The organism is Luteibacter sp. dw_328, from assembly GCF_018449605.1.
Lineage (GTDB): Bacteria > Pseudomonadota > Gammaproteobacteria > Xanthomonadales > Rhodanobacteraceae > Luteibacter.
The window spans coordinates 85,734-97,818 of sequence record NZ_JAAVUW010000011.1; the positions used below are offsets into that span (position 1 = coordinate 85,734).

The 12,085-nt window shown below is 63.8% G+C and carries 9 protein-coding genes and 3 tRNA genes; 7 read left to right on the plus strand and 5 right to left on the minus strand.

Going from position 1 to position 12,085, the window contains the following annotated elements; translation table 11 throughout:
- Positions 1-91 precede the first annotated feature (91 nt).
- On the minus strand, positions 92-2,464 hold the full coding sequence (gene ppsA, locus HB634_RS22215; RefSeq protein WP_213950150.1) for a phosphoenolpyruvate synthase: 2,373 nt from the start codon (positions 2,462-2,464) through the stop codon (positions 92-94).
- A gap of 189 nt (positions 2,465-2,653) precedes the next feature.
- On the opposite strand from ppsA, the gene HB634_RS22220 reads away from it, so the two are divergent.
- Positions 2,654-3,469, plus strand: a complete 816-nt coding sequence (locus tag HB634_RS22220; protein WP_046966780.1) for a pyruvate, water dikinase regulatory protein — start codon at positions 2,654-2,656, stop codon at positions 3,467-3,469.
- 27 nt (positions 3,470-3,496) lie between these two features.
- Positions 3,497-3,973, plus strand: coding sequence for a DUF1249 domain-containing protein (locus HB634_RS22225; protein ID WP_213950151.1), 477 nt, complete (start codon positions 3,497-3,499; stop codon positions 3,971-3,973).
- A gap of 170 nt (positions 3,974-4,143) precedes the next feature.
- Here the strand turns inward: HB634_RS22225 and HB634_RS22230 are convergent.
- The 3 genes from HB634_RS22230 to HB634_RS22240 all read right to left on the minus strand — a co-directional run bounded on the left by HB634_RS22230 (position 4,144) and on the right by HB634_RS22240 (position 4,452).
- Positions 4,144-4,220 (minus strand) — tRNA-Asp (locus tag HB634_RS22230).
- A 69-nt stretch (positions 4,221-4,289) separates the two neighbouring features.
- Positions 4,290-4,365 (minus strand) — tRNA-Glu (locus HB634_RS22235).
- An 11-nt stretch (positions 4,366-4,376) separates the two neighbouring features.
- Positions 4,377-4,452, minus strand: a tRNA-Ala gene (locus HB634_RS22240).
- Positions 4,453-4,657: 205 nt separating this feature from the next.
- On the opposite strand from HB634_RS22240, the gene HB634_RS22245 reads away from it, so the two are divergent.
- From HB634_RS22245 to HB634_RS22780, 5 genes are all read left to right on the plus strand, one after another.
- Entirely contained in the window at positions 4,658-6,418 is a 1,761-nt protein-coding gene (locus tag HB634_RS22245; RefSeq protein ID WP_213950152.1) for a cation:proton antiporter, read from the plus strand.
- A 165-nt stretch (positions 6,419-6,583) separates the two neighbouring features.
- Positions 6,584-7,366 (plus strand): FKBP-type peptidyl-prolyl cis-trans isomerase, encoded by a 783-nt coding sequence (locus HB634_RS22250; RefSeq protein WP_063574304.1) that lies wholly within the window; start codon positions 6,584-6,586, stop codon positions 7,364-7,366.
- 127 nt (positions 7,367-7,493) lie between these two features.
- Positions 7,494-8,843 (plus strand): UDP-glucose/GDP-mannose dehydrogenase family protein, encoded by a 1,350-nt coding sequence (locus HB634_RS22255; protein WP_213950153.1) that lies wholly within the window; start codon positions 7,494-7,496, stop codon positions 8,841-8,843.
- Positions 8,836-9,048, plus strand: coding sequence for a SlyX family protein (locus tag HB634_RS22260; RefSeq protein WP_213950154.1), 213 nt, complete (start codon positions 8,836-8,838; stop codon positions 9,046-9,048). Before HB634_RS22255 ends, HB634_RS22260 begins: the two co-directional genes overlap by 8 nt.
- 25 nt (positions 9,049-9,073) lie before the next feature.
- On the plus strand, positions 9,074-9,805 hold the full coding sequence (locus HB634_RS22780; protein ID WP_218625589.1) for a DUF2058 family protein: 732 nt from the start codon (positions 9,074-9,076) through the stop codon (positions 9,803-9,805).
- A 121-nt stretch (positions 9,806-9,926) separates the two neighbouring features.
- Here HB634_RS22780 and HB634_RS22275 read toward each other — a convergent pair whose 3' ends face one another.
- Entirely contained in the window at positions 9,927-11,984 is a 2,058-nt protein-coding gene (locus HB634_RS22275) for a 3-hydroxyacyl-CoA dehydrogenase NAD-binding domain-containing protein (protein ID WP_213950210.1), read from the minus strand.
- Between the last annotated feature and the right edge of the window lie 101 nt (positions 11,985-12,085).

Sequence of the window (12,085 nt, forward strand, 5' to 3'; positions counted from 1 at the left end):
CCCGCGGTAGCGGGCCAGTTTGAGACAAGCACCCGATCGCCGATGAATCGGCTCCTACCGAGCAAAAAAACGCCCGGTAGGAGCCGTCATTTCAGCCGGCCTTTTTCTTTGCCAGACGCAGCCAGGTATCGACGACGGTATCCGGGTTCAGCGATACCGATTCGATGCCCTGGTCCATCAGCCATTCGGCAAGGTCAGGGTGATCGGACGGGCCCTGGCCGCAGATGCCGATGTACTTGCCCTTGGCGCGGGCCGTGCTGATCGCCATCGAGAGCAGCTTCTTCACCGCCGGGTCGCGCTCGTCGAAGAGGTTGGCGACGATGCTCGAATCGCGATCCAGGCCGAGGGTGAGCTGGGTGAGGTCGTTCGAGCCGATCGAGAAGCCGTCGAAAATGTCGAGGAACTCGTCGGCCATCAAGGCGTTGGAGGGGACCTCGCACATCATGATGACCTTCAGGTCGTTCTCGCCCTGCACGAGGCCGTTCTTGCGCAGCACCTCGATCACCTTGCGGCCTTCGTCCAGCGTGCGCACGAAGGGAATCATGATCCACACATTGGTCATGCCCATCGTTTCACGCACGTACTTGGCGGCCTTGCACTCGAGCGCGAACGAATCGGCGAAGCCCGGATCGACATAACGGCTGGCGCCGCGGTAGCCGATCATCGGGTTCTCTTCGTGCGGCTCATAACGCGAACCACCGAGCAGGCCGGCGTACTCGTTCGACTTGAAATCGGACAGGCGCACGATCACCGGCTTCGGATAGACCGAGGCGGCAATGGTCGAAATGCCCTCGGCGAGACGGTCGACATAGAACGACACCGGGTCCTTGTAGCCGTAGATACGCGCGTCGATGCGGGCCTTGGTTTCCGGATCCTGCTTGGCGTACTCGAGCAGTGCCTTCGGATGCACGCCGATGTGGCTGGCGATGATCATTTCCAGGCGCGCCAGGCCGATGCCGGCGTTCGGCAGCATGCCGAAGTCGAATGCGCGCTCGGGGTTGGCCACATTCATCATGATCTTGAGCGGCGCCTCGGGCATCGCGCCGAGGTCGGCGGTGATGCGGTCGAACTTGAGCAGGCCCTCGTAGATCGTGCCCGTATCGCCTTCGGCGCAGGACACGGTGACTTCGGCGCCGTCCGGAATGGTCTCCAGCGCGTTACCGCAGCCGACGACCGCCGGTACGCCGAGCTCGCGGGCAATGATCGCCGCGTGGCAGGTACGGCCGCCGCGGTTGGTAACGATCGCCGCGGCGCGCTTCATTACCGGCTCCCAGTCGGGGTCGGTCATGTCGGCCACGAGTACGTCGCCCGGCTGCACCTTGCTCATATCGGCCAGGGAGCGGATCACGCGCGCCTTGCCCGAGCCGATCTTCTGGCCGATGGCGCGACCTTCGGTGAGTACCTTGCCCTTTTCGTTGAGCTGAAAGCGCTCGAGCGTGGTCGTGGTGGCACGCGATTTCACGGTCTCCGGGCGCGCCTGGACGACGTAGAGCTTGCCCGTGTTGCCGTCCTTCGCCCACTCGATGTCCATCGGGCGGCCGTAATGCTTCTCGATGATCAGCGCCTGGCGCGAGAGTTCCTCGACATCGGCGTCCTCGATGCAGAAGCGGTGACGCAGGTCGACCGGGGTCTCCTCGATGCGCACGCGCTCGCCGGGCTGGTCGGAATACACCATGCGCTGCTGCTTGGCGCCGAGGCTGCGACGAAGCACGGCCGGCTTGCCTTCGCGCAGGGTAGGCTTGAATACGTAGAACTCGTCCGGGTTCACGGCGCCCTGGACCACCATCTCGCCCAGGCCGTACGAACCGGTGACGAAGACGACGTCGCGAAAGCCGGATTCGGTGTCGAGGGTGAACAGCACGCCGGAGGCGCCGACATCCGAGCGGATCATCAGCTGCACGCCGGCGGAGAGGAAGACATCCTCGTGCTTAAAGCCCTGGTGCACGCGATAAGCGATGGCGCGGTCGTTATAGAGCGAGGCGAAGACTTCCTTCACCTTGTGCAGCACGTCGTCGATGCCGACCACGTTGAGGAAGGTTTCCTGCTGACCGGCGAACGAGGCGTCGGGCAGGTCTTCCGCCGTGGCGGACGAGCGCACGGCCACGGCGATATCGTCGGCGCCGGCATCCTTGCAGAGCTTGATGTAGGCGTCGCGGATCGCCTGCTCGAGATCGGCGGGCAGGGCGGTATCGACGATCCAGCCGCGGATCTCCTTGCCGCCACGGACCAGTTCATCCACATCGTCCACGTCCAGCGTGGCCAGACGTTTCTGGATGCGCTTGGCGAGGCCGCTCTTTTCGAGATAGGTCTGGAAGGCGTCGGCCGTGGTGGCAAAGCCACCCGGAACGGACACGCCCAGTTTCGCCAGGTTGCCGATCATCTCGCCAAGGGAGGCGTTCTTGCCGCCTACCTTGCCCAGATCGGTCATGCGCAGCGCGTCGAGCCAAAGTACCAGGTCGCTCAAAGGAAAGTCCTCACATCGGTTCGTCGGTATTGCGGCGGGCCGCGCTAGAAAATCCGCGCATTGTGGTAGCCCTGTCACCGTGGAAACAAGGCGCGATGCACAAACGTTCAGGGATCATGAGGGGTCGCTTGTTATGGCGGCGTCTTGCGCTAAGGTTTGCCCATGGACCAACCGCTGGGAAAACCCCCGATGCGCCGTACCGTCTTCTTCATTTCCGATTCCACCGGCATCACCGCCGAAACCATCGGGAACAGCATGCTGGCCCAGTTCGAGGGGGTCCAGTTCGATACCCACCGCCTGCCGTTCATCGACAACCCGCAGAAAGCCGAGGCGGCCTCCCTGCGCATCAAGACCAAGTACGCCCAGGACGGGCAGCGGCCGATCGTCGTCAACACCATGACTTCCCGTGCCCTGTGCGACATCGTGGCCGGCAGCGGGGCACTCATGCTGGACGTCTTTGCCCCCTTCATCGACCCGCTGGAAGCGGAACTGGGCACCAAGCAGTCGGGCGCGGTCAACCGTTCACACGGCCTGGTGGACTTCGAACGCTACGAAGCGAGGATAAACGCCACCAACTATGCCCTGGCGCATGACGATGGCCTGGATGTCGATTACAACGAATCGGACCTCGTTCTCGTCGGCGTTTCCCGTTCCGGCAAGACGCCTACCTGCCTCTACATGGCCTTGCATTACGGCGTGTGTGCCGCCAACTATCCGCTCACGGACGACGACCTGGACAAGCTGGAGCTGCCAACCCGTCTCCGCCCTTATCGAAGCCGCCTGTTCGGGCTGACCATCGACCCGAACCGCCTTGCGCAGATCCGTGAGCAGCGGCGCCCGGGGAGCCGATATGCGACCCTGAAACAGTGTCGCTGGGAACTGGAGCAGGCCGACCGGCTCATGCGACGGGAAAATATTCCGGTCCTCAACACCACGCATACGTCGATCGAGGAGATTTCGAGCAAGATTTTCGAGTACCTCGGCATCGAACGTCACATGTATTAGACAGCCCTACGGAGACCCTCGCCCGACATGACCGCCGTCATCGAACGCCCATCCGCTTTCCTCCCGGGACGCTTCGGCTTCCTGATGGGGCTGTATGCGGAGAACTATCACCGGCTGGCACGGTTGTTCGCGCCGCAGCGGCTGGCGCCGGGCCGTTACATCTCCGATGTGGACGACGGCCTGAAGGTGCGCCTGGATGTACAGGAAAAGCACCCGTACACGCTGGAACTCGAGCTCACCTACGACTTCGTCGACGAGACCACCGGGCAGCCGTCCCCCTCCGCCCAGTTACGCATGTATACCGATGCCCATGTAGCCGAGGCGATGCATTGCCATCCGGGACGCAAGCTGTGGCAGGTACTCGGGCCCTTTCCCCCGGCCAATACCGTGCTCCAGCATCGCCTGCGCATGAATGGCTTTCTCAACCGATGGCTGGAATTCCTGGCCGAGCAGGGGCATTCGATCGGTACCCTCGAGCGCCTCGAGGACCACAAACCCGATTGATGGGAGCCGATTCATCGGCGATCCCGCGGCAGCGGGCCGGGTTGAGGCAAACCCATTCGCCGCTGAAGCGGCTCCCACAGAAAGCCAGTCTCCGGCAAAGCCAGTCTCCGGCCAGGCAAATTCAAGGCAAAAAAAAACCCGCCAGATGGCGGGATTCTTTTTGGAAGTAATGGCGGAGCGGACGGGACTCGAACCCGCGACCTCCGGCGTGACAGGCCAGCATTCTAACCGACTGAACTACCGCTCCACACTTACGTTCCAGCTTTCCAACGTTTCCAACTTCTTCGTCCTTAACACTCTCTGGCGGACCAGAAAGTGGCGTCCCCACGGGGATTCGAACCCCGGTCGCCACCGTGAAAGGGTGATGTCCTAGGCCTCTAGACGATGGGGACGTCTTAGAAGTTGGTGGAGCCAGCCGGGATCGAACCGGCGACCTCCTGCATGCCATGCAGGCGCTCTCCCAGCTGAGCTATGGCCCCCTGCTGGAAGCCGCAAAGATTACGTCCGACCCGCTAATTCGTCAAGCATTCGTTACATTTTTTTTGAAATTATTTTCACGAATTCGAGAATGACGAACGCTGGCACGTACTTGCGTGACGATACGCCCTCGCGTGCCGGCCCGCATTCCGTGCGCATGTTCCTGCGCACGCGCTAACCTGTCCCTTCGCACTCTCGAGGACAGGCATGCACGGCATCGTTTTCATCCAGGACCTCGCGACAGTGATGCTTGTTGCCGGCCTGACGACCGTGATCTTCCAGCGCCTGAGGCAGCCGGTGGTGCTCGGCTACATCATCGCGGGGTTGTTGATCGGGCCGCATACGCTGCCGGTGATCTTCATCCACGATGAAGAAACCATTCGTACCTTGTCCGAGCTAGGCATGATCCTGCTGCTGTTCGCGCTCGGGCTGGAGTTCAGCCTGAAGAAACTGCGTGCCGTCGGTGGGGCGGCGTTAGTCGCCGCCTTCGCCGAAATCGTGCTCATGGTCTGGATCGGCTACGAGATCGGCCGGTTCTTCGGCTGGTCCGCGATGGATGCGATCTTCCTCGGCGCGATGCTGTCGATCTCCTCGACCACCATCATCATGAAGGCGCTCGAGGACCTGGGTCTCAAGCGCGAGCGCTTCGCCCAGCTCATGTTCGGCATCCTCATCGTGGAGGACCTGCTCGCCATCGTCCTGATGGCCCTGCTCACGGGTATCGCCAGTACCGGGGGCGTGGAGGCGGGCCAGGCTTTCGCGGCGATCGGTCGGCTCGGTCTTTTCATGGCCGTGTCGCTGGTGGTGGGGCTGCTGTTGGTGCCACGCGTGGTCGACTATATCGCGCGTGTCAGCCGCAACGACGTGCTGCTGATTGCCGTGCTGGGCATCTGCTTCGGCTTCTGCCTGCTGGTCACCGAGATGGGCTACAGCGTCGCGCTGGGCGCCTTCATGATCGGTGCGATCGTGGCGGAATCGGAGAGCGTGGCGCGCATCGAGCGCATCATCATGCCGGTGCGCGACATGTTCAGCGCGATCTTCTTCGTCGCCATCGGCATGTTGATCGACCCTGCCTTGCTGGTGGCATACGCCTGGCCGATCACCGTCGTGACCATCGCCGTGGTCGTGGGCAAGGTGGTGACCTGCAGTTTCGGCAGTTTCGTCGCCGGCAACGATGGCCGCACGTCGCTGCGCGTGGGCATGGGGCTGGCGCAGATCGGCGAATTCTCCTTCGTCATCGCCTCACTGGGCCTCACGCTCAAGGTGACCAGCAACTTCCTCTACCCGGTGGCGGTGGCGGTGTCGGCAATCACTACGTTTCTTACCCCCTACCTGATCCGTTCCTCCGATCCGCTGGCGAGCTTCCTCGGTCGGGCCTTGCCTGCGCGCGTCACCGGCGTATTCGGCGCCTACACGGAGTGGATGGGCAACCTGGGCCTGCAAGGGCAGGGCGCCATCGTGATGAAGATGATCCGCCGGTTGGTCTGGCACGTGATCATCAACATGATGCTGGTGATTGCGGTCTTCATCATCGTGGCCTTTGCGTACCGCCGTGGGTTCCTCCACGTGGACATCCTCAGCGACGACCCCACGGTGCGCCGCAGCCTGGCCTGGTCGCTCGCCGCGCTGTTGTCCCTGCCCATGGTGGTCGCGGCCTACCGCAAGGCGGGAGCGTTGGGCATGTTGCTGGCCGAGCTGAGCATTCCGGACCGGTTCGGCAGCCGCACCTACCGGATCCGTGCCGTATTGGGGCGGATCATCCCGGTGGTGGCGATGCTGATCCTCGGCCTCCTCGTGGCGGCCCTGGCGTCCACCATCCTGCCCCCGCGTGAGGTCGCCGGGGTGCTGGTCCTGATCGGTATCGGCCTGGTCTGGCTGCTCTGGCGGGTGCTGGTACAGGTGCATGCCCGCCTGCAGGCGGCCCTGCGGGATACCCTGGAAAAACCGGGTCCGGGGCACGATGAGTGACCCAATCGTCATTCCGTTGAAAGGTTGCTGAACTTTTAGTGTGAAACCTTGTCTCTCGCCACGTCATTGCAAGCAAGGCGCGAAGCACCGCACAATGGCGTTTCAACCTCCACACGGAGGTGTACCGGCGGCGTCGCCGAATCTTTCCAAGAGAGGGAATACCGAATGAAGCAATTTTTGCGTCCCACGATGACGGCCGTCGCCCTGGCGGTTGCGCTGGGTACCGCCGCGGGCGCATCCGCCCAGGCAGCCAAGCCGGCTGCTGCTGGTGCGGGCACCGTTGATAAGCAGAAGGCCAGCTACGTCGTGGGTTGGGACCTTGCAAGCTCCCTGCCGCCGCTCGTCGCGAAGGAAGTGGATGCCGCTACGGTCGCCAAGGCCCTGCAGGCTGCCCTTTCCGGCCAGAAGCCGACCATGACCGAAGCCGAAGCCAAGACGGTCCGCGAAGCCTTCGTGGCCCAGCTGAAGGTCAAGGCCGAAGCCGAGTACAACAAGGTCGCTGCCCAGAACAAGCAGGAAGGCGACGCATTCCTGGCCAAGAACAAGACCGCGGCTGGCGTGAAGGTCACGGCTTCGGGCCTGCAGTACACCGTCGTCCAGGCAGGTACCGGCGCACGTCCGGGCCCGAACGACCAGGTCTCGATCAACTACACCGGTACGTTCGTGAACGGCGAGAAGTTCGATGCTTCGGCCGACCACCAGCCCGCCGGCCCGGCCAACATCCCGCTCCAGGCGGTCATCCCGGGTTTCCGTGAAGGCCTGCAGCTGATGCAGACCGGCGGCAAGTACAAGCTCTTCATCCCGTCGAACATCGCTTACGGCGCCAAGCCGGAAAACGGCTTCCCGCCGAACGCGACGATCATCTTCGACGTCGAACTGCTCAAGACGGGTCCGGCTCCGGCCGGCGGTCCTGGCGGTCCGGGTGGCGCAGCGCCGGGCGGCAAGTAAGCCCTCGCCCCACCGGTAGAAAAATGAAAGGGCGCGGAGCGATCCGCGCCCTTTTTCTTTGCCTGCGCGCCGGCCGGGACTACAATCGACCGTTACGACAGCGGGCGCTGATGTCCCTGGGAGTTCCATGAAAGTCACGATCTTCGGCACCGGCTACGTCGGTCTCGTTACCGGCACCTGCCTTGCGGAGATGGGCAACCATGTCGTTTGCGTGGACGTCGACGCGGGTAAGGTCGATCGCCTGAAGGCTGGCGACATCCCGATCTACGAGCCGGGTCTGGAGCCGATGGTCGTCCGCAACCATGGGGACGGGCGCCTGGACTTCACGACCGATGCCGTCCCCGCCGTGGGGCACGGCGAGGTGGTCTTCATTGCCGTTGGCACGCCGCCGGACGAAGACGGCAGCGCGGATCTCCAGTATGTGCTGGCCGTGGCGAAAACCATCGGCGACAACATCGACCGTTATACGGTCGTGGTGAACAAGTCGACCGTACCCGTCGGCACTGCCGACCTTGTGCGCGAGGCGGTCCTGGCGCGCCTCCAGGCCCGTGGTGTGGACGTGCCGTTCGATGTCGTTTCCAATCCCGAATTTCTCAAGGAAGGCGACGCGGTCGAAGACTGCATGCGTCCGGACCGGATCATCGTCGGCGCGTCGAGCCCCAAGGCGATCGCCGTGTTGCGCAAGCTGTACGCGCCGTTCAACCGCAACCACGACCGCATGGTCGTGATGGACGAACGCTCGGCCGAGCTCACGAAGTACGCCGCCAACGCGATGCTCGCGACCAAGATCAGCTTCATGAACGAGATCGCAAACATCGCCGAGCACGTCGGCGCGGACGTGGAGCTCGTGCGTCAGGGCATCGGTGCGGATCCGCGCATTGGCTATCACTTCATTTATCCCGGCGCCGGCTACGGTGGCTCGTGTTTCCCGAAAGATGTGCAGGCGCTCGCGCGCACGGCACACGCGGTCGGCTATGACGCGCGCCTGCTCGACGCGGTGGAGGCGGTCAACGATGCGCAGAAGTCGCGCCTGTTCGCGCTGCTGTCGCGTCACTTCGGCGGTGAACTGAAAGGGCGCACCATTGCGCTGTGGGGTCTGGCCTTCAAGCCGAATACGGACGACATGCGCGAAGCGTCGAGTCGTCGCCTGATGGAGCAGCTCTGGGAGGCGGGTGCCCATGTCAGGGCATTCGATCCGGAGGCGGCAGAGGAGACACGCCGCATTTACGGCGAACGTGCCGACCTTCAACTGGTCGGGCGTCCGTACGAGGCGATCGACGGCGCCGATGCGCTGATGATCGTCACCGAATGGAAGGCGTTCCGTGCCCCGGACTTCGCGCGCGTCAAGTCGCTGCTTAAGAATGCGGTGATTTTCGATGGCCGCAATCTCTACGATCCGGCGGCCGTCGAGGAAGCGGGCATCGCCTATTACGGCATCGGTCGCGGCCGGAGCCTGGTGGGTCGCCACGATGACTGATACCAACGACCGCCTGATCGAACTCGAGATGCGTCTGGCTTTCATCGACGACACCGTGAACGGACTGTCGTCGGCGGATACCGAGATATCCCGACGGTTGGACCGACTGGAGAGGGCATTGCGCGACCTGCGCTCCGACCTCATGAACATGCGTGCGGGGCTCGGCAGCGAAGCTGCCAACGAGCCCCCGCCGCCGCATTACTAAAGCAACCGAACGAGCCTTACCGATCATGGCAGAGTCCCTGCGCGACCAGTTATTGAAGAGCGGCCTCGTCAAGGAGGTCCGCGAAGAGAAAAGGGCGTCCGCACCGCCGCGACAAGGTGGTGCCGATACCGGCAAGGGCGGACGCCCGTCCGCCGGGAGCGGCCAGCCCTACGCGGGCAACAGTCCGCGTCAGGGCGCGAAACCGCCGCAGGGTGGTCGGCCGCCGCAGGGTGGCAAGCCGCAGCAAGGTGGCCGTCCGCAGCAAGGCAACCGACCCCAGGGCGGTGGGCGACCTCAGCAGGGCGCCAAGCCGGGCGCTGACGGACAGCCACGTCCGCCGCGCAAGGATGGCGAGATCGATCTGGCGAAGGCCTACGCCATCCGCGCGCAGACCGATGCCACCGAGCGTCGCCGTATCGAAGCCGAGGCGGCTGAGGTGGCCCGACTGCGCAAGGAGAAGAAGCGGAAAGTCGAGGAACTGCTCAAGGGCAAGTCCCTTAACCTCGCCGATGCCGACCAGGTTCGTCATTTCCCGTACGGCGAAAAGATCCGTCGTGTCCATGTGGACGCCGCTCAGCTGGTCGCGATCAACGCGGGCGAGCTTGGCGTCGTGCAGCAGGGTGGTCGTTACCTTGTCGTGGACAAGGCAGTGATCGCGGAGCTGCAGGTGCTGGCCCCGGAGTTCATCGCGCTGCTCGTCGATCCGAACGCCGTGAGCGAGTCGGATGATGGCGTGCCAGACGATTTGATGTGGTGAGGGATCGCCGCTGAGGCGGCTCCTACCAAGCTAGCCTCGCCCTGCCTGGTAGGAGCTGAGTCATCGGCGATGCTCTTCCTCGATCGGTAAAGCATCGCCGATAAATCGGCTCCTACATGGCTTAGGCTGCAGGCTGAGTCAGTTCCGGGTTATCCCAGCCTTCCTTCTTCGCGAAGCGCGCACCGTGCTTCGCTTCGAGCTTTGCCAGCCGTTCGCGCACCGCGGCCACGCCTTCAGTGCGCGTGTACTGGATCGGGCCACCACGGAACGGCGCGAAGCCGGTGCCGAAGATGACGCCAGCGTCGAGCAAGTCGGCGTCGTCGACCACGCCTTCAGCCAGGCAGGCGATGGCTTCGTTGACCATCGGCAGGATCATGCGGTCCTGGATGTCGGCCGGCGGCACATAGTCGGGGTCCACTTCGGGTTTATCCGGCTTGCCTTCCTTCCATACGTACAGGCCTTCGCCGTCCTTCTTGCCGCGCTTGTTCGCAGCGATTTTTTCTTCCAGGCCGTGCGGAATTTCCAGGCCGAGGAACGGGGCGAGTTCCTTGCCGACCGACGCGCATACGTCGAGACCGACCGTGTCGGCCAGTTCGATCGGGCCCATCGGCATGCCGAATTTCTTCGCTTCGCGATCGAGCACGGGGCCGGGTACACCTTCGTTGTAAAGGCGCATCGCCTCCATCAGGTACGGCATGAGGATACGGTTGACCAGGAAGCCCGGCGTGCCCTTGACCGGCACCGGCAACTTGCCGATGGCCTTGCAGAACGCGAGTGCACGCTTTTCGATGGCCGGGTCCAGCGCATCGTGGCGCACGACCTCCACCAGCGGCATCTGCGCCACGGGATTGAAGAAGTGCAGGCCGAGGAATCGCTGCGGTGCCTTCAGCCCCTTGCGTAGTTCGTCGAGCGGAATCGACGAGGTATTACTGGCAAGGATCTCATCGGCCTGGAATTGCGGCTCGATGATCGCGTACAGCGCGTGCTTGGCTTCCGGATTCTCGAAGATGGCTTCGATGGCGAGGTCGGCATCGGCCACGCCCTTGCCATCGACATCTGCACGAAGGCGGCCCACGGCCGCGTCGACCTTGGCCGGTGCCTTGAGTTTCTTTTCGAATAGCGTGCGTGCGCGGTTGATCGCGGGGTCGATGAAGCGGAGCTCACGATCCTGCAGGGTGACATCGAAGCCCTTGAGGGCGGACCAGGCGGCGATATCGCCACCCATGGTGCCGGCACCGACGACGTGCACGTGCTTGATGCCGTGGTCCGTGCCGCCACCGAGACTCTTCAGGCGTTCCTGCAGGAAGAAGATGCGAATGAGGTTATGCGCGGTCGGCGTGGTGGCCAGTTTCGCTACGGACTTCGCTTCGAGCTTGAGCCGCTGCTGGATGCTGGAGCCTCCGCGCGCCCAGGTATCGATCAGCGCGAACGGGGCCGGGTAATGCTCCTTGCGTACCTTGGCCGCGGTTTGCTTACGAACCATGGGTGCCAGGATGGCACGCGCCGGAAGGGTGTTGGTCGCCCACGCCTTGGCGCGTTGGGCGAACGGACGCTGGTGCGGCCGTTTAATCAGATGGCGTGCCTCGGCCAGCAGTTCGTCCGCGCGGGCAAGCCGGTCGACCAGGCCGACGGCCTTCGCGCGACGTGCGTTGAAGGGCTTGCCGGTGAGCATCGCGGGGAGGGCATCGGGTGCGCCGATCAGGCGCGGCAGGCGGGCAGTGCCGCCCCAGCCCGGGTGGATGCCGAGCATCACCTCAGGCAGGCCGATCTTCGTTGCCTCGTCGTCCACCGCGATGCGTTGGCGACAGGCGAGGGCGAGTTCCGTGCCACCGCCCATGCAGGCGCCATGGATCGCCGCCACGGTCGGGCAGGACAGGCGGGCGAGGTTCTCGAACACCCGCTGGCCGTTCTCGATGTTGGCCAGGACGGTGCCGGTCTGGGCATATTCGACGAATTCGCGGATATCGGCGCCCACGGCGAAGCCCGAAGGCTTTGCCGAGTGGATGACGACGCCCCGCGGATTCTCGATGGCCAGGCGCTCGACGATCGTGTCGAGTTCATCGAGCACCTCGCGCGACAGGGCATTGGCGCTCGCACCCTCGCGGTCGAAGGTGAGCACGACGATGCCGTCGTCGCCCACGTTGGTCTTCCAGTGCTTGAATCGGAGTCCTTCGAACATGGCAGGCAGTACGCTGGCGAATGAGCGCATCACCATACCTTCCTGTCGGGCCGAATGCGAGATACCCCGGCGTATGGTGTGCGATCCCTAGCGTACTCCCC